At 55.9% G+C, this 18,023-nt stretch carries 18 protein-coding genes and 1 riboswitch; of the genes, 6 read left to right on the forward strand and 12 right to left on the reverse strand.

Features of this window, described 5'->3' with window-relative positions:
* Positions 1–30 precede the first annotated feature (30 nt).
* Positions 31–87: a potassium-transporting ATPase subunit F gene (locus BA6348_RS27910; RefSeq protein WP_353505650.1), complete on the reverse strand. Its 57-nt coding sequence runs from the start codon at positions 85–87 to the stop codon at positions 31–33.
* 621 nt (positions 88–708) lie between these two features.
* Positions 709–852: riboswitch (cyclic di-AMP (ydaO/yuaA leader) on the reverse strand.
* A 277-nt stretch (positions 853–1,129) separates the two neighbouring features.
* Between BA6348_RS27910 and BA6348_RS00620 the strand changes: the two genes are divergently transcribed.
* Positions 1,130–1,501 carry a Na-translocating system protein MpsC family protein gene (locus tag BA6348_RS00620; RefSeq protein ID WP_005832223.1) on the forward strand — a complete coding sequence of 124 codons (372 nt, stop codon included), beginning with the start codon at positions 1,130–1,132 and terminating at the stop codon, positions 1,499–1,501.
* Between the two features lie 55 nt (positions 1,502–1,556).
* On the opposite strand, the gene BA6348_RS00625 is transcribed toward BA6348_RS00620, so the two are convergent.
* The 10 genes from BA6348_RS00625 to BA6348_RS00670 all read right to left on the reverse strand — a co-directional run bounded on the left by BA6348_RS00625 (position 1,557) and on the right by BA6348_RS00670 (position 13,012).
* Positions 1,557–2,612: an ABC transporter ATP-binding protein gene (locus tag BA6348_RS00625; protein WP_005832222.1), complete on the reverse strand. Its 1,056-nt coding sequence runs from the start codon at positions 2,610–2,612 to the stop codon at positions 1,557–1,559.
* Entirely contained in the window at positions 2,609–4,351 is a 1,743-nt protein-coding gene (locus tag BA6348_RS00630; protein WP_100228555.1) for an ABC transporter permease, read from the reverse strand. The genes BA6348_RS00625 and BA6348_RS00630 overlap by 4 nt, the downstream gene beginning before the upstream one ends.
* On the reverse strand, positions 4,341–5,432 hold the full coding sequence (locus BA6348_RS00635; RefSeq protein WP_005832219.1) for an ABC transporter substrate-binding protein: 1,092 nt from the start codon (positions 5,430–5,432) through the stop codon (positions 4,341–4,343). The genes BA6348_RS00630 and BA6348_RS00635 overlap by 11 nt, the downstream gene beginning before the upstream one ends.
* 35 nt (positions 5,433–5,467) lie before the next feature.
* The gene (gene surE / locus BA6348_RS00640; protein WP_005832217.1) at positions 5,468–6,247 is read right to left on the reverse strand and encodes a 5'/3'-nucleotidase SurE; all 780 of its coding nucleotides are present in this window, start codon (positions 6,245–6,247) and stop codon (positions 5,468–5,470) included.
* A gap of 15 nt (positions 6,248–6,262) precedes the next feature.
* Complete coding sequence (locus BA6348_RS00645) at positions 6,263–7,045, reverse strand: sugar phosphate isomerase/epimerase family protein (RefSeq protein ID WP_005832216.1); 783 nt, start codon at positions 7,043–7,045, stop codon at positions 6,263–6,265.
* Positions 7,021–7,842 carry a PHP domain-containing protein gene (locus BA6348_RS00650; RefSeq protein ID WP_005832214.1) on the reverse strand — a complete coding sequence of 274 codons (822 nt, stop codon included), beginning with the start codon at positions 7,840–7,842 and terminating at the stop codon, positions 7,021–7,023. Before BA6348_RS00650 ends, BA6348_RS00645 begins: the two co-directional genes overlap by 25 nt.
* A gap of 249 nt (positions 7,843–8,091) precedes the next feature.
* A complete protein-coding gene (locus BA6348_RS00655) occupies positions 8,092–8,292 on the reverse strand; it encodes a copper ion binding protein (RefSeq protein WP_005832212.1) in 201 nt (66 codons plus the stop codon).
* A 68-nt stretch (positions 8,293–8,360) separates the two neighbouring features.
* On the reverse strand, positions 8,361–10,778 hold the full coding sequence (locus BA6348_RS00660) for a heavy metal translocating P-type ATPase (protein WP_005832210.1): 2,418 nt from the start codon (positions 10,776–10,778) through the stop codon (positions 8,361–8,363).
* Between the two features lie 203 nt (positions 10,779–10,981).
* Positions 10,982–11,908, reverse strand: a complete 927-nt coding sequence (locus tag BA6348_RS00665; protein ID WP_005832208.1) for a pseudouridine-5'-phosphate glycosidase — start codon at positions 11,906–11,908, stop codon at positions 10,982–10,984.
* A 3-nt stretch (positions 11,909–11,911) separates the two neighbouring features.
* Complete coding sequence (locus BA6348_RS00670; protein WP_005832207.1) at positions 11,912–13,012, reverse strand: carbohydrate kinase; 1,101 nt, start codon at positions 13,010–13,012, stop codon at positions 11,912–11,914.
* 177 nt (positions 13,013–13,189) lie between these two features.
* On the opposite strand from BA6348_RS00670, the gene BA6348_RS00675 reads away from it, so the two are divergent.
* From BA6348_RS00675 to BA6348_RS00700, 5 genes are all read left to right on the forward strand, one after another.
* Complete coding sequence (locus BA6348_RS00675; protein ID WP_005832205.1) at positions 13,190–13,624, forward strand: MarR family winged helix-turn-helix transcriptional regulator; 435 nt, start codon at positions 13,190–13,192, stop codon at positions 13,622–13,624.
* A 125-nt stretch (positions 13,625–13,749) separates the two neighbouring features.
* Positions 13,750–14,376 (forward strand): FMN-dependent NADH-azoreductase, encoded by a 627-nt coding sequence (locus tag BA6348_RS00680; RefSeq protein WP_122952518.1) that lies wholly within the window; start codon positions 13,750–13,752, stop codon positions 14,374–14,376.
* Positions 14,377–14,453: 77 nt separating this feature from the next.
* Positions 14,454–14,840, forward strand: coding sequence for a DoxX family protein (locus tag BA6348_RS00685; RefSeq protein WP_005832202.1), 387 nt, complete (start codon positions 14,454–14,456; stop codon positions 14,838–14,840).
* Positions 14,841–14,899: 59 nt separating this feature from the next.
* The gene (locus BA6348_RS00690; protein WP_005832200.1) at positions 14,900–15,676 is read left to right on the forward strand and encodes a pirin family protein; all 777 of its coding nucleotides are present in this window, start codon (positions 14,900–14,902) and stop codon (positions 15,674–15,676) included.
* A 200-nt stretch (positions 15,677–15,876) separates the two neighbouring features.
* A complete protein-coding gene (locus BA6348_RS00700; RefSeq protein ID WP_242507433.1) occupies positions 15,877–16,191 on the forward strand; it encodes an MFS transporter in 315 nt (104 codons plus the stop codon).
* Between the two features lie 175 nt (positions 16,192–16,366).
* Here the strand turns inward: BA6348_RS00700 and BA6348_RS00705 are convergent, their stop codons facing one another.
* Positions 16,367–17,878, reverse strand: a complete 1,512-nt coding sequence (locus BA6348_RS00705) for a succinyl-CoA:acetate CoA-transferase ScpC (protein ID WP_005832198.1) — start codon at positions 17,876–17,878, stop codon at positions 16,367–16,369.
* Positions 17,879–18,023: the final 145 nt, after the last annotated feature.

The following is an 18,023-nucleotide window of genomic DNA, read 5'->3' on the forward strand; positions in this document are numbered from 1 at the left end:
TCTATGAAATGAATCGTTCGACCTTTTCGCCTAATACTTTTCCGGGTAGAGCAATGCGTGACCCAAATAGAGGGAGAGTCCAGCCACAATCAGCAGCAACACGATCATTTCCCCTTCCCTCCCTGCTCTCTCACCACGGCGTCACAAAACTGGATGAGTGCAAAAAACGCACTGAATGCAAGCCCCAAGAGCAATATCGAAACCAAGTCCATTCGAAGCCCCTCCTTTTTTCATCTGCTGCCTGTCGTTTCTTTCGCGCCATCCTCTTTTTCTGGCCCCTGCCTCCGCCTGCCCACGAACAAAATCGAACCGGATCGCCTCTTTCGCTCCCCCTTTTGGAACAAGCTTTCTCATCTGAAAAAACCTGCCAATCGGGTAAAAAAATAGACCAATGCTTACCCATTCCCCGACACGCAGATCGTCACGACAGGCCGGCAGAGATGGACAGACGGGCAAACCCCGCCCGCATCCAGCGGCATGAAAATGAAAAACGATCGCTACTTCGGAGAAAAAGTACTCATTGGTCTACCTAACGCCCAGCCGACTTGATTTGCCTTCTTTGCGTTTTGTCTCCCGTTTCCTTTTTCAAAAAAACAGCGTATGCTTTTTTTGGGCAAAACGAAAAGACCTGCGGATTACGTTTCGAGCAAGTCCTTCTCGCCGTCCCGACGGACAACAAAAAAGGCCTCCTCAAACAGGCGGTCTTTTGACCTCCCTCGCTTTAGCCGACGAAGTTAGCTGACGGGTAGGATGGCGAAAGAGTCTCTCATCCCTTCCACGAAACCGTGGAATTAACCCCAGAAGATTGGGTCCTCCGTTCCCGAGTGCCTCGGGATTAGGCCGGATTTGCAATTGTTGGTTACGAGTCTCATTATACGTCTGGCATAATCGGTTGTTAATGTCTTGTTTTTCGCTTTTTGGCACGCTTTGCGCATTCTTTATCGATGTAAGCGCTTTAGCTGCATCAAGCCTCAGCCGCGCGCTATATTTCATCCGTTCTCTCCTATTTTCGCGAAAAATCATCCGGCTCGCTCTCCGCCTTGTCGATCCAAAGTTTTGCTTTGTTGACAGGCTTCCGTCCGTCTCAGTAAGATTAAGCTCAACGAAGCAATCTTGGGAGGAATCTCGTTTGGCCATCTCGATCAAAAAGAAGCTGGAGGCCGAAATCAGCGAAGCCTTTATCAAATTTCAACGCGACCTGATCGGACGGGGGCCGCAGGAGGCCAAGACATATATCGTCTCTGACATGGTGATCGCTCGCTTCAAAGGCGTCCTCACCGTCGAGGAAAAGCATCTGTCCAGCCACGAAAAAGGCAGGCGGATCGTCAAGGAAATGCGCGAGATTTTGCGCGAAATGTACAGCGAGGAATCGGAACAAATCGTCGAGAAGCTGACCGGGTGCAAAGTGCTGTCCAGCCACAGCGACATCAGCACGAAGATGGGCGAGCGGATCGAGGTTTACGTCCTGGATAAAGATTTGGAAAAACAGCTTGGCTCGTAACCGGATAAGCAAGCAGAAGGCTTCGCCTGCGCGTGCAGTGCGAAGCCTCGCTTTTTTACAAGCACACCTCAACCTGCACCGGCTCGTCATACGCAAAACGCTCGCTGATATCGGTGACGACCTCCCATTCTTCCTCCCCGACGCGGATCGAATAAATCAGCTCGCGCCCCTGAAACTGAACGTGAACGACCTTCCCGACAATCCCGTCCGCGCCTGGCTGCCAGGCGGAGAGCTTGAGCTGGTCTGGGCGCACAGGCAATACTTGCTGGGCATAAAAAGCGGAGAAGTCGCGGGAAACGGTGATCGGCAGCGCTGGCGCCCCGTGCTTTTCCAGCAAAAACGTGCCCGGAGCGGCCCAGCTTCCTTTTAAAAAGTTGGCCCTGCCGACAAACTTGGCGACAAACGGCGACTCGGGCGCGTAGTAAATATCGTGCGGCGTGCCCGCCTGTTCGACTCTGCCGCTCTTCATCACGACGATCTGATCCGCCATTGCCAGCGCCTCTGACTGATCGTGCGTCACGTAAACAATCGACGTTCCCAGCTCGCGGTGGATGAACTGGATTTCTTTGCGCATCTGCATGCGCAGCTCTGCGTCGAGGCTACTCAGCGGCTCGTCCATCAGCAAAAGCGTCGGGTTAAACACGATGGCCCGCGCCAGGGCGACACGCTGCTTTTGCCCGCCGGAAAGCTGGCTCGGAAAGCGCTCCTCCATTCCCCCCAGCCCGACCATCTCCAGCATCTGCGCTACGCGCGCCTTCGGGTTTTGCCTGAACGCCTCCGGCACCTGCTGTTGATGCTGCAAAGGAAACGCCACGTTTTCGTACACCGTCAAATGCGGCCAGAGCGCGAACGACTGAAACACCATGCCGATCCGCCGCTCCTCTGGCGGCTTGCGCTTGCTGGCATCGGCTACACACTCGTTGTTGATCCAGATTTCACCGCTCGTCGGCGATTCAAACCCGGCCAACAGCCGCAAGAGCGTCGTTTTGCCGCAGCCGCTCGGCCCGAGCAGGGCGACAAATTCGCCTTGGCCGATCTGTAAATCGAGCTGGTGCAGCGCCGTCACACCGCCGAATTTTTTCGATACCCCTACTACACGCGCACTGTTCATCGTTCGATCCTCCGTTGCCAGTATCGTTTCCACAGGCTGCCCGCCGAAAGCGCCAGCAGAATAGCCACTACAATCACGGTAGAGAGGGCCGTGCTGTAGGTAGTGGAGCCCGCCTGCTCAAAGCTGAAAATGACGACGCCGATCGTTTCCGAACCGGACGTCCACAAGAGCGACGATATCGTCAGTTCCGTAAAGGCGGTGAGAAAGACCAAAAACAAACCAGTCGCCATCCCCGGCGCATAGAGCGGCAGCAAAATTCGCCGCCACCTCGTCCAGAAACGCCCGCCGTTGATGCGCGCCGCTTCCTCCACTTCCTTGCCTACCTGCATGATCGAGACGGTGCTGCTTTTCACCTGCAGAATGAGAAAGCGCGTCACATAAGCGATCAGTATGAGCCAGACGGTTCCGTACACCCCTGGCTGCCAACCGGGAATCGGCTCGATCCAGGTCAAAATCATCGCCAGCCCCAGCACCATGCCCGGCAACGCATACGGCAGCGCCACGGCGCCTTCCATCGCTTTGCCCGCCGCAGACGGTTTATGGATGCGCCAATAGGCGAACAGCGTACCGGCCACAACGCACAAGACACCTGCCATGCTGGCGAGCATCAGGCTGTTGCCGATCGCCCCCCGCGTGCCCGCGTGGTCGAACAGCACGAAGGCAAAATGCTTCCAGGTCAAATTTTCCGGGACAAACGGCAAGCCGTACGCTTTGACGAAGGCGTTTGCCGCCATGGACAACAGCGGCAGCACGCTCGTCACGAGCAAAAAGCCGCCGACGGCAATCTCCACTGCCAACCGATGTTTGCCCAGCGAACGCCGGATCGACTTGTCCTCGGCACTGGTCTGGTCGACGCGGCTTTTTCGCAGCAACCCCCACTGTAGCCCTGTCCCCGCAAGCGCGATTACGCCGAGCAGGACAGACAGGACAGCCGCCCGCGCAAAAGCGCTCGGCCCAAATCCGATGACTTCTTCGTAAATGAGCGTGCTGAGCACCGCGATGTTTTCCGGGATGCCCAAAAATGCCGGAATGCCGAAGTTGTCCAGCCCGGAGATAAAGGCCAAAAGCCCTCCCCCGGCGATGCCCGGCAAGGCGAGCGGCAGCGTCACCCGGGCAAATACCGTTCGCGCACTCGCGCCAGAGGAATGCGCCGCCCATTCCAGCTCCTTTGGAATCCGGTACAGCACGGACAGCGTCAGCATGTACACCAGCGGATAGTGAGTCAGCCCCATCACGACGACGATGCCGTCAAGCCCGTAGACGTTCCACAACTCGACTGGCCCTCCCGCAAGCCAGCTCGCTGCCCGGTTCAGCACGCCCTGCGGCCCTGCCAACTGCGTCCAGGCCAACGTCATCACGTAGGAGGGAATGAGCAGCGGCAACAGAGCGAGGGCGTGAATAGCGGCCTTCCCGCGTATGTCCGTATAGGCGCACAGCCAGGCCAGCGACACGCCCAGCCCAATGGAGATGAGCGTGGAGAGGCCAGCCGCCGTAATCGTATGTCCGACCGCCTCCCACGTCCGGGCATTGGCGAGCACTTCTGCAAAATACCGCAGCCCCAGCCCTGCTTCTGTTTGTACACTCAGCGCAATCAGCTTCCACAACGGATAGACAAAAAAGAAGGCGACCGGCACCAGCACGATCCACGTAGCCGCCTTGTCCAACGACAGGGAGGCGGCGAATTTGCGCCGCTCCCCCATCTGCCTCTCGCTCACCGCCGTCTGCCAGTTAGTTGCCACCCATCATCTCTCCAAATTTCTTTTTGTCCGCTTCTCTCGCTGCTTCCAGCTCGTCAATATTCGCAGAAAGCGCCTTGATCTGGTCTTGCGCGCGCAAGCCTTCCGGTGCCTCGACGCCTTTGCGGATCGGCGTGTAGCCAAGGCTGCTGGCGAGCTTTTGTCCTTCTTCCGAGAGGACGTAATCGACGAACGCTTTTGCCGCAGCCTCGTTTTTCGTCGCCTTCATGATGCCAATCGGCTCGGTGATGACAGGCACGCCCTCGTTCGGGTACACCAGTTCGACTGGCGAGCCTTCTTTTTTCGCGCGAGCCACAAGGTAATCGACGACCATGCCGTAGTCTTTTTCGCCGCCCGCTACGCTTTTGAGCACGGCGCCGTTCCCTTTTGTGACGGTCATCTGGTTTGTCTTCAGCCCGGCAATGTAGTCCCAGCCAAAATCGTTTTGCCGCGTCAGTACGCCTACGTTGTACGCCGCCGCTCCCGAGTAGAGCGGGCTTGGCATGATCGCTTTGCCTGCCGCCTCCGGGCTGGTCAGCACCTTCCAGCTATCCGGGAGCGTCTTGACTTTGCTGCTGTTGACCGCGAGCACAGTCGCCATCACTTTTGTTCCGGTGTACGCGCCGTCCGCGTCCTTCCACTCTGCCGGAATGTCCGCCGCCTCAGGCGATGCGTATGGCAGGAGCAAATCTTGTTTTTTCAGGCTGGCAAAGGTCGGCGCATCCGCGACCAATAGCACGTCCGCCTTGACTTGTCCCGCCTGTGCCTCCGCCTGCAAGCGGCTGATGACCTCCTCTGTCCCCGAGCGGAACAGCTCTACTTTTACGTCAGGATACTTTTTGGAAAAACCGTCGATCAAAGCAGCCGCGTCGGCATCCGGCTGGGACGTGTAAAAGCTCAGCGTCCCCGCTACTTTGGCCGAAGCAGGCTCCGCTGGCGCGGCAGTTGCGGCCGTTGGAGCCGATTGCGGCGCTGGCTGCGACGGTGTCGACGAAGAAGGCTGGGAACCGCAAGCGGCAAGTCCGAAGACCGATGCGGCTGCGAACAAGGAAAGAGTCCATTTTTGCAACAGAACACGTTTCATTTTTCATTCCTCCTGATTCAAGTAGGCGTGCTTCGTTAAGAGCTTTGCTTCGCGGTTTGAAACCATTTTCCGATCTTGGCCTTCATGGCGGTGTTCGTCATGTTCAATTGCAGCGGTGTAATCGTGATAAATCCGTCACGCAGCTTGTAGTAATCCGATTCCTCGTCCTCGAAGTGCAACTCGCTCAAATGGTCGGACAGCCAGTAGCACAAGTAGCCTTGCGGGTCGTTCAACCCGACGTACTGGTAGCGCAGCACGTCCATCGCGAGCGGCGTGACGGCCACGCCTTTTACCATCTCCTTGGACAAATACGGCAAATTGATGTTCAGTACCGCTTCCGGGCTGAGCTTGTGCCGCAGCAGCGTCTCAAACACGTCGTAGGCAAGCGGCTCGACGATGGAAAAGTTCGGGCTTGGCTTGAGCGTGGCGAGCGACACGGCAATGGAAGGAATCTGATACATCGCTCCTTCAATCGCCGCCGAGATCGTGCCGGAGTAAAACACATCCCGTCCCAGGTTCGGGCCGCGGTTGATTCCGGATACGATCACGTCCGGCTTGTCCTTGAGAATCACCTCGACTGCCATTTTCACGCAGTCAGCCGGAGTGCCGTTGACCGCCCAGGCTTCGAGCGACGTATCGAAAAAGTTCACTTTGTTCGCTTTTACAGGGGATTTCAACGTGATCGCATGGCTGATCGCGCTGCGCTCCTGGTCCGGGCAGACGATGGAGACGTTGCCGAACGGCTGCAAGGCTTGCGCCAGGCACAGCACGCCGCTTGCAAAAATGCCATCGTCATTCGTTACAAGAATATTCAAAACAATACAGACCTCCTATCCAAATGAGACACAGTTTCCTTGCTGCAAATACAGCAGGTTTTGCTTGAGCTGGGACAAATTCCGCGCATCGTCGAAGCCTTCGACGACCAGAGGCTTGTCTGCGGCAAGCAGCAACGGCCAGATCGTTTCCAGATCAATTTCCCCTGTTCCGAGCGGCACGTGCAGCTTCGTCGCCGTCGCGTCGCTCACGTGAATTTTATCGACTCCCTCCAGTTCCCGGAAAAACTGCGGCAGGGAACAGGTCAGAGGTACGTGCGCAATGTCAAAGGTGGCTGCCGTCGGGTAATCGAGCGCGGCGCGCAGCCTGTTCAAGTCTTGCGGCGTCACGATCAGTTCCTTGGGCATCGGCTCGATATGCTCGATCGAGAGCACGCGGCCCTGTCTCATCGCCTCTTGCGCCAGCTCGTTCAGGCCCTCGACGAGAACGGCCTCGTGCCATTCCCGGTTTTTGTGCGTCAAGGTCACACGGCCCGGATGGATCGTGACGCTTTTCGCCCCGATCTCGCCCGCAAGCGCCAAAGAACGCTTGATTTCCTCGACAGACTGCTTGCGAATGCCGCTGTTCAGCGAGCACAGGTTCAAATCCCAGCTCGCCGCATGCAAGGTCAGCTTCATGCCCACACGCCTGGCTGCCTGCTGGATTTCTCGCGGGTGGCTTTGGTGGAACCAGACGTGCTCGGCCCAGACTTCCATCCCGGCAAAGCCGTATTGCCGGGCGATGAGGATCGCTGCCTCTACCGGGTACGCCCACATCAATGTTGATGAAACATACAGCATTTCCACCACTCCTTTACTTCAGCCGGGATGGGCACGCTGCCGACCGGATACGGGTTGCGCGACTGGTGCCCGTGAAAGTCGCTGCCTCCCGAGCAGATCAGGTGATTCGCTTTGGCCTGCCGCTCCCAAAATGCCGTCTGCGCCGCCGAATGTTTCGGATAATACACCTCGATGCCGTCGAGGCCATAGGCGAGCAGCGCCTCCAGCTTCACTTCAAAGGAGTAGATACCCGGATGAGCCAAGACCGCAATCCCGCCTACCTCGTGCGTAAGTTCGATCGCTTCGCGTGCGGAAAAAGAAGGCCGGGGCACGTACGCCGCGCACCCTTTGCGCAAATACGTCTCGAACGCAGCCTGCGGCGTGGGACTGTAGCCGCGCTCGGCGATTGCTTCTGCCACGTGCGTGCGCACCATCACGCCGCCTTTTGCCCGCGCTGCACATTCTTCCATGGTGATCGCCACGCCCAAGCGGTTACAGCGCTCGATCATCTCGGCGATCCACTCGATCCGCTCCCGCTGCCGCCTGTCCATGACGTGCAAAAGCCGCGGGTCGGCCATGTCGAAGCCGTAGCCCAAAATGTGCAGCTCGTCTTCCGGGCCGTCCGTATTCCACTCGATTCCCGGCAGGAGCGCCAGGCCGAGCCGTGCGGCGTCTTCGCGAGCCAGCAGATATCCATCGACGGTATCATGGTCTGTAATGGCTAGATGAGTCACGCCCCGCTGCTTGGCCCAGACGAGCAGGTCTGCGGGAGCGAGCTTCCCGTCAGAAGCGGTGGTGTGCATGTGCAAGTCCATCATCTGACCATTCCTCCTGTTCTTGTCCGACTTGTTTGCTTTCGTTTGATTTCATTGTAACTGCCGTTTTTGAAGGTCGTATAAAGCGGGCGACAAGGTTTGATAAAGGAGAGGCGCGTGTTTATGCGGGTTTTCAGTTGTTCGGTTGGCGGAATATTGAGGTTGTGTTAACGATTTACGAAGTCTTTACAAAAAGAAAAAGCCCCCGCCCGAACTCGTAGTCCAGGCAGAGGCTTAGCGTGCTGACAGCTATTAAACGACGTCGTATCCTTGCTCTTCGATAGCTTCCTTGATCGCTTCCAGCGTCAGAGTGCTTTCGTTATAAGAAACCTCGACTGTTTTGGCTGCGAGGTTGACTTTTCCCTCTGCGCCAAGCTCCTTCAACGTTTTTTCCACAGCGTTTACGCAATGGTTGCAAGACATGCCTTCTACGTTCAATGTGACGTTTTTCATTCTCAATCTCTCCTTTGGTTTTATGTGTATAGGGATGCGGACAATGCCGCTTGTTGCTGTTTTTTGGCTTACAGCTTCACTCGCTGCAGTCGCAGGGCGTTGAGCACGACGGAGACGGAACTGAAGGCCATTGCCGCTCCGGCGAGCCACGGGGCGAGGAAGCCCAGGGCGGCAAACGGAATGCCCAATGTGTTGTAGGCGAAAGCCCAGAACAAGTTTTGCTTGATGTTGCGAATGGTGCGCTTGCTCATTTCGATGGCGTCGGCGACACTGGTCAGCTCGCCGCGCATGAGCGTGATATCGGCCGCTTCCATCGCCACGTCCGTCCCGGTTCCGATTGCCATGCCGATGTCAGCGGTGGCAAGCGCCGGGGCGTCGTTGATTCCGTCGCCGACCATGGCGACCTTTTTGCCTTGGGCTTGCAGCTTTTTCACTTCGGCGGCCTTGCCTTCGGGCAGGACTTCGGCGATGACGCGCTCGATTCCTGCCTCGCGGGCGATCGCCTCCGCAGTTTGGCGGTTGTCGCCGGTCATCATGATGACCGTCAAGCCCATTGCTTTCAGCCGCGCGATCGCTTGCTTCGAGGTCGGCTTGATCGTATCGGCCACGGCGATCAACCCGGCCAGCTTGCCGTCCACGACAGCCAGCATCGCCGTTTTTCCCGCCTGCTCCAGCGAGAGCATGGCATCTGCCACCGACTGGTACGACACGTGATGCTGCTCGAGCAGACGGCGGGTGCCGACCAGCACGTCCTTGCCCTCAACTGTGGCCCGAATGCCAAAGCCGGGGATCGCTTCAAACGAGCTGGTTTCGGAGAGCGCCACGCCTTTTTCCGCGATGCCGCGAACGATCGCCTGGGCCAGCGGATGCTCGGAGTTTTTCTCCGCCGCCCCCACCAGTGCCAGCAATTCCTGTTCGGCAAAATCAACGGGGATTACATCTGTCAGCTCAGGCTCCCCTTTGGTGACGGTCCCCGTCTTGTCGAGGACGATCGTGTCCAGATGGTGCGCAGTTTCCAAATGCTCTCCGCCTTTGAACAGAATGCCTAGCTCGGCGGCGCGTCCGGAGCCAGCCATGATCGAGGTCGGGGTAGCCAGACCAAGTGCGCACGGGCAAGCGATCACCAGTACGGCAATCGCCTTTTCCAGCGCCTCGGCGAAGTTGCCGGGAATCACGGCGAAATACCAGATGAGAAAAGTAACAACAGCAATCCCGACGACGATGGGAACGAAAATCCCGGAAATGCTGTCAGCCAGCCGCTGAATCGGCGCCTTTGTTCCTTGCGCCTCTTCCACGACCTTGATGATTTGCGCAAGAGCCGTTTCTTTGCCGACTTTGGTCGCGGTGACCTTCAGGAAGCCGTTTTTGTTCAAGGTGGCCCCGATGACCGTATCGCCAGCCGCTTTGTCTACCGGGATGCTCTCTCCCGTCAGCATGGATTCATCCACCGCAGACTGGCCTTCCAGCACGATGCCGTCGACAGGCACTTTGTCGCCAGGCTTCACATACACGACGTCACCCGGCCGCACATCCTCGACGGAGATCGTCATTTCTACGCCATCGCGAATGACTACCGCCGTTTTGGCTTGCAGGCCCATCAGCTTGCGGATCGCTTCCGAGGAACGTCCCTTTGCCTTCGCCTCAAACAGTTTGCCCAACAGGATCAACGTAATCAGCACCGCGCTTGTTTCAAAATACAGCTCCAGCATGTGCGCGTGGGAACCGATGGAAGAAATCGCCACGTACAGGCTGTAAAAGTAGGCAGCCGAAGTGCCCAGCGCGACAAGCACATCCATGTTGGCGCTTTTGTTGCGCAGCGCTTTGTACGCCCCGACGTAAAACTGCGCCCCGATGATGAACTGCACAGGCGTCGCCAAAGCGAGCTGCACCCACGGATTCATCAAAAAGTCCGGCAGCCAGATGAACGAGGTGAAGGAAAAGTGACTGACCATCGACCAGAGCAGCGGCAGCGAAAAGATCAGTGAAATCCAGAACTTTTGCGTCTGCCGCCTGATCTCTGCCATCCGGCGATCGACCTGTTCCTCTTCTTTGCCTTCTTCCTTGCGGGCCGCCTGATACCCGAGCTTTTCCACCTGGCGAACCAGATCGCCCACGCCCACCTGCGCCGAATCGTATTCAATCGTGGCCGTTTCCATGGCGAGATTCACGTTCGCCTTCAGGACGCCGGGCATTTTATTCAAGCCTTTCTCGATGCGGGTCGAGCAGGCTGCACACGTCATGCCTGTGATGTTCAGCTCTACCTTGTCTGCGGCCACGCCGTAGCCAAGTGCTTCAATTTTCGAGCGAATATCGTCGAGGCTCGTTTTCGCCGGATCGAAGACGACCGTCGATTTTTCCAACGCCAGATTCACATTGGCTGTCTCGACGCCATCCAGCTTCTGCAAGCCTTTTTCAATACGAAGCGCGCAGGCCGCACACGTCATCCCGGAAATCGGAACTGTAGCTTCTGCCGTTTTGACACTCATACCAATTCCTCCACATACCCACACGGGGTATAATTTATCGTATTGTTTCCCTGAGGCTTATTTTTTATCACACCTTCACTATACAATACCCCCATAGGGTATATCAAGTGGTTTGGCACAAATTTTTCCCGCCCCTCGATTGTGCCCCGAAACCAACGCAAAAACCCCCGATGGATACCACCGGGGGCTTGTCTGTTCTTCGCTTATTTTCCTTCGTTCACTGCTTGCTGGTACGCTACTGCCACTTTCGCCGCTACCTCCGCATTGTGGCGCACCAGCGCGATATTGGTCTGCAAGCTTTTGCCTGCGGTCAACTGCTTCACTTTGTCGAGCAAGAATGGCGTTACTTTTTTGCCCGCAATGTTGTTTTCCTTCGCTTCGTTGAGCGCTTGCAAGATCACGCCCTCGATTTGCTTGTGGTCAAGCGCATCCGCTTCCGGCACCGGGTTGGCGATAATCAGGCCGCCGTTCAGACCGAGGTTCCATTTGGTGTTCATCAGGGTCCCTACTTCTTCCGGCGTATCCAGGCGGAAGTCTACGCCAAATCCGCTTTCGCGGGCGAAGAAGGACGGGAACTCGGAAGTGCGGTAGCCGACTACCGGAACCCCTTGTGTCTCCAGGTATTCCAGTGTGCGGCCGATGTCGAGGATAGACTTCGCCCCCGCGCACACAACCGCGACATTCGTTTGCGCCAGCTCTGTCAGGTCTGCGGATACGTCCCAGGTGATTTCGCCTTCACGGTGTACCCCGCCGATGCCGCCAGTCGCGAACATGCGGATGCCCGCCAGGTCTGCTGCGATCATCGTAGCCGCTACAGTCGTCGCGCCGATTTTGCCGCTAGCCAAAATGTAAGGGAAGTCGCGGCGGCTCACTTTTTCTACCGACTTGTTGGTCGCGAACTCTTCCAGCTCGCTCTCGGTCAAGCCGATCTTGATTTTGCCGTTCATGATCCCGATGGTCGCAGGTACCGCACCGTTGTCGCGGATAATTTGCTCGACTTCTTTTGCCATCTCGATGTTTTGCGGATACGGCATGCCGTGGGAGATAATCGTCGTCTCCAGGGCAACGACCGGCAAATTGTTCTCCAGGGCGTGGCGTACTTCCTCTGTAAAGGTCAAGTATTGTTTCATCATTTATCGCTCCTTTTCGTATTGTTCAACGGTCAGTTGCAGTTGTTCCGGTTTTAATAAGGGAGAAACGGATTGCTCTGTTTGCAGGGTCAAGGCCGAGGCAGCCAGTCCGAGACGGCAAGCTGTCTGGAACGACTCTCCATTCACGATTCCATACAGCAGGCCGGATGCAAACGCATCTCCCGCCCCTGTCACATCTACCACTTCAGTCGGATACGGCGCCATGTGCTCCGATACGTCCTCCGACTGATAGTAAATGCCCGCTTCGCCCATGGTCACGATGACGTGCTTGACGCCTCGCTCCCTGATTTTGCGGCACGCCTCTGCGCAATCCTCAATCGAGCGGATCGCCATGCCAGCCAGCAGCTCCGCTTCTTCCCGATTGGGCAGGATCGCTTCTACTCCGTCCAATTGCTGTGGGAGCTTTTTCGCTTTTGCAGAAGAGACCGGGTCAACGAAAAGTCGAATGTTCTCCTCCCGGCACCGGCCGATAATGTAGGCCAGGCAATCCCCCGGTATGTTCGTATCAATAAAAATCGCGTGGGCTGCGGCAAGGTGGGACCATTTCTCCGCGAACATTTCCGGCGTGAGCGCGTCGTAAATATCCATGTTGGCCAACGATACGACCATTTCTCCATCTATATCGAGCAGCGCGGTGTACGTCCCTGTGCGCTGCATCGGCAGACGCCACACCTGGCTGATGTCTACGCCGTGCTTTTTCGTCTCCTGCAAAATCCACTCGCCTTCCTTGTCCTCACCGACACTGGTGAAAAGTGACGTATTGCATCCGAGCCTGCCGAGATTCTCCGCAATGTTGCGCGCCACCCCGCCGCACGACTCCATGATCGTGACCGGATTGGAAGAGTGCAGCCGCACCGCTTGCTTGCCGCGCGCTTTCCGGTCGAGGTTCGCTCCGCCGATGCAGGCAATCATGCCTTCGTCGCGCAATATATACGCTCTGCCTTTGATCTCGCCACGCTTGGTCAACTGGGCAATGTACCCGGCAACAGCCGAACGCGAAATCCCGATCAAGTCAGCCAGCTCCTGCTGGGAGATGAACGGATTTTGCCGGATGTGGTGAAGGATCAACATGTCTTTTTCCACGGTCATCCTCCTTTCTTCTGATTAGCATTCACAGCTTCGTTCACAAACAAAAGTCTATCACAAAAACTTTTGTTTTGCAAAGGGATGATTTTCGCCATTTGACAAAGGCAAACGAGATCATGTAGGATTGTCTTAAATTCAAGATATTGAAATTTCGATGGAAAGGAGGGCTTTTTCATGGAGCGAAACAATGCCCTCGACCTGTTTGTCGTCTTGTCGCGATCGTATAACTGGGTGACCGCCCATTCCAATCGTCACATCCGCCAGCACGGTTTGAACCCGACAGAGTTCGGCGTCCTGGAAGTACTCTACCATAAAGGCCCGCAGCCTTTGCAGCAAATTGGCGAAAAGATCCTGATCTCCAGCGGAAATATCACGTACGTTGTGGACAAGCTAGAAAAGAAGCAACTGCTGATTCGCAAGCCCTGTTCGGCCGACCGCCGCGTCATTTACGCCGAGCTGACCGAGAAAGGACACGCCTTTTTGGCAGAGATTTTCCCTCCCCACCAGCAGGCGATTGAAAAAGCGGTCGCAGGACTCACTCCCGAAGAACAGCAGCAAGCCATCGGTTTGTTAAAAAAGTTGGGACGTGCTGCTCAGGATACGTATTAGACTGAGCAGCACCCAACAGGTGCAAAAAAAGTGTTGACAAAACGTTCAGCACATAATAATCTTGAAATCAAGATTTATGCATTTGAAGTTAGATGCTTACGAAAAGAAAGGGGAATAAATTTCTCATGAGTAAAGTACTTTTCATTAAAGCAAATGATCGCCCTGTTGAACAGGCTGTGAGTGTAAAGCTGTACGAGGCTTTCGTCCAATCGTATAAAGAAAACCATCCAAACGACGAAATCGCCGAGCTGGACCTGTTCGCAGAAAACCTTCCTTACTACGGAAACGATCTGCTCACGGCTATGTTCAAGGCAGGCCGCGGCATGGAGCTGACTGCCGAAGAGAAAAAAGGCGCAGAGCTGGTCAACAAATATTTGAACCAATTCGCTGACGCTGACAAAGTGATGATCGCGTTCCCAATGTGGAACTTCACCGTTCCGGCTGTGCTGCACACCTATGTGGACTACCTGTCTCAAGCAGGCAAAACATTCAAATACACCGCGGAAGGCCCTGTAGGACTGATGGGCGACAAAAAAGTGGCGCTGTTGAGCGCACGCGGCGGCGTTTACTCCGAAGGCCCAATGGCAGAAATCGAGCTGGCTAACCGCTACGTTCGCACGGTGCTTGGCTTCTGGGGAATCAGCAATATTACCGAAGTGATCGTAGAAGGTCACAACCAATTCCCTGACAAAGCAGAAGAAATCGTAGCAGCAGGCATAGAAAAAGCAGCAAAACTGGCGGAAACCTTCTAAGGCCCGCCAGCCTTTCTTGTCCAAATATCTCAAATTTAAAATACTATAATTTAAAACAATTAAGGAGAGATGAAAAAATGATGGATCTTGGTTTGCTGATTATTCGTTTGGTTGTTGGGTTGTCGTTCGCAGGTCACGGTGCGCAAAAGCTGTTTGGCTGGTTTGGCGGTTACGGTCTGAAAGGCACAGGCGGCTGGCTGGAGTCTATCGGGGTGAAGCCTGGTGTGACCATGGCGCTGCTTGCCGGATTGGCTGAACTCGTCGGCGGCTTGCTGTTCGCGGCAGGTGTCGGCACATGGGTTGGCGCTCTGCTCATCGTCTTCACAATGCTTGTTGCGATTGTGAAGGTTCACGGTCAAAATGGATATTGGGTAACGCAAAACGGCTATGAGTACAATCTGACCTTGATCGCGGTCGCTATCGGTGTCGCTTTGATCGGTCCAGGCGCATACGTTTTGTTTTAAGCAACCGCTCGTAAATCCGTACCCGTAAGCCAGCATTCCACCAAGGGAGGACACAACAGATGAAAATCCGCGTCTACACACAAAACGAACAAGCAAAAGGACATTTTGGCGACGGTGAAATCGTAGAAAACAAACCGATTGGCTTCCCTCATGAAGGCTCCGTTGTAAAACGGGTTGGACCGCTTTTTTACTGGGCGTGGGCAAAATCTCTCAAAACGTTCGAGATTCCCCTGCACCCGCATTCCGGCTTTGAAATTTTGTCTTACGTCCTGCAAGGTACAGTCGGCCACCGGGACACGCTGGGCAATTTGCAGCAGGTCACTACGGGCGGTGCGCAGATCATGCAAACAGGCTCAGGCGCTTACCATGCCGAAGAGCTGGGCAAGGATACCGAGATGTTCCAGATCTGGTTTGAGCCGCACCTCGCCAAAACGACCAAAAACCCGCCGACGTACAACCAGTACGACCACGAGCAGTTTCCGACCGAGACGGCGGATGGCGTACGGGTGAAAAACATCATCGGTCCCGCTGCCCCCATCTCGCTCGTGACCGATTCGCTCATGAAAGATATTGCGATTCCCGCAGGCAAAGCTTACTCGCTGCAACTTCCGGCCGGCTACGCCCACGCTGTCGTCGTCGTGGAAGGAAGCGGAAGCGTTGGCGGGCACAGCGAAGCGGGCGAGCCGCCGACCGTCGCACACAAAGGAGATTTTGTGGTAATCTCTGCGGAAGCAGAAACAGCAAGCGTCACTTACCAGGCGCAAGCAGATGCGCCGTTGCGGATCGTGCTCATTCAAGTTCCGCTGGAAGTAGACTACCCGCTCTACCGCAAGTAACCTTGTCTGAAAAACCGCCCTTATGCATGGATAAACCTTGGACCGTCACCTTGTCGTGACGGTCCTTTTCGCCTTTTCTGCCGCCTTCAAAAAATCTTCTCTTCCTCCATCATCATTTTTTGCTCAAACGGCGCCGTCAGCACGATCAGCGTATAGGAATAGCCTGCTGCTCCATGCGGTCGTCCTGCTTTTTTTTGCCGATGTCGACAAAGCTGTTGGCAGGCTCAATCGTCGCCGTCATGCTCTGGGTAGCTGCCGTGCAAACGACCGTCCCTGCCCAGCAGTATTACTTGATCTCGTTGACCCCGCACTCTTCGCAAGTGGCGCTCAGCATCAATACATCCGTTTTTCAGCTCGGGCTGGCGCTGGGCGCGGGACTTGGCGGCGTCATCGTCAACCATGCGGCAATCTGGCACATAAGCTGGGTCAGCGGTCTGTTCGTGCTCGCGGGCTTCGGCTTTGCCCTGGCTTCGTTTGCCCAGCCAAAAGAGGCGCGAAAGGCGAAAAGCGCGTAAGCAGGTCTGGCAACCGCAGACGCGAAAAAACAGAAATCACTTGCGTTACTCACAACACCCGCTAGAGCAGCAACTGCTCGCGTTCTGGCGGGCGCGCCCGCTTTTTTTCAAAGCAAAACCCGCCCAGGCAGCAGCGCCCGAGCGGGTTTGTTTCTATGATGCGGTTCGATACAACTTACACCAGCGCCGGCTTTTGCTCCAGCATGGTTCCTTCCTCGGCGTAGCGCACGTGCCAGGAAAATGCTTTTTCCAGTACGTGCGGAGTGTGCCCGCCGCGAGTGAGCGCTTCTTCGTAGTACGCTTTAAGCTGCTCACGGTACATTGGATGCGCGCAGTTTTCGATGATTTTCAAGGCGCGCTCGCGTGGTGCCAGCCCGCGCAAATCAGCCAGCCCTTGCTCGGTGACGATGATGTCGACGTCGTGCTCCGTATGATCGACATGGGAGGCAAACGGCACGATGCTGGAGATTTTTCCGCCTTTGGCGATCGACTTGGTTACGAAAATGCCCAGACGCGCATTGCGGGCAAAGTCGCCAGATCCGCCGATCCCGTTCATCATCTTGCTGCCCGAAACGTTCGTCGAGTTGACGTTGCCGTAGATGTCCACCTCAATCGCCGTATTGATGGCGATCAGCCCCAGGCGGCGAATGATTTCCGGATGGTTGGTGATCTCCTGCGGACGCAGCAGCAGCTTGTCGCGGTATTTGGCAAAATGTTCGGTGACGTACTGCATTTTGTCAGCCGTCAGCGTGATCGAACAACCGGAAGCAAACGAGATTTTCCCCGCGTCGATCAGGTCAAAGACCGCGTCCTGCAGTACTTCCGAGTAAACGGTCAGATCGGTGAACTCGGAGTCGAGAAAACCGTTGAACACGGCATTGGCGACAGACCCGATACCGGATTGCAGCGGCGCGAGATTTTCCGGCAGCCGTCCCGCCTTGACTTCCTCGCGCAAAAACGCGATCAGATGAGCGGCGATTTCAGCCGTCTCCGCGTCCGGCTCGACGATTGTCGACGGCGAATCCAACTGGTTCGTCAACACAATGCCTTTGATTTTTTCGGGATCGACCACAATGCCCGCTGTTCCTATCCGTTGGTCTACCGCCGTGAGCGGAATCGGCTCGCGCGCTCCCTGGCTCGCTGGCGTGTAAATATCGTGAATGCCCTCCAACTCAGCGGACTGGGCGAGATTCAATTCAATGATGACATGCTTCGCGTAATCGACGAAAATGTTCGAGTTGCCGACAGAAGTGGCGGGAATAATCATGCCGTCCTCTGTGATTGCAACCGCTTCCACAATCGCGTAATCAATCGCACTCATCGCTCCTTGGCGAATCAGCTCGGCGGTGTGGGACAAATGCTGGTCCACGAACATCATGCTGCCGTCGTTAATTTTTTTGCGCATGACCGGATCGGCTTGAAAAGGCAGCCGCTTGTTGACAATGCCCGCCTCCGCCATGACAGCGTCCACGTCTGATCCGAGCGAAGCTCCTGTATATACATTCACGCCAAAAGGCTTGTTGTCTTGTTTGACTCGCTCTGCCAATGCGAGCGGTACAACCTTGGCATCCCCTGCACGAGTGAAACCACTTAACCCGATTGTCATGCCATCCTCGATCCAACTCGCTGCTTCCTCAGCCGTCACGATTTTATCTGCCAATCTTTTATCGCGTAAGCGCTCCCACATCATTGTGACCCCCTATGCCATCTTTTCTTGTTCATACACTAGCACAAGAATTCTGAGCGGGCACTCGATTTTCAACAAAGCAGAATATTTGAGCAGCGAGTTAGCAAAAAAGACAGCGAACCATTCTCACTGGCAAGGGGCCTGC

This window comes from Brevibacillus agri, from assembly GCF_004117055.1.
Taxonomy (GTDB): Bacteria; Bacillota; Bacilli; order Brevibacillales; family Brevibacillaceae; genus Brevibacillus; species Brevibacillus agri.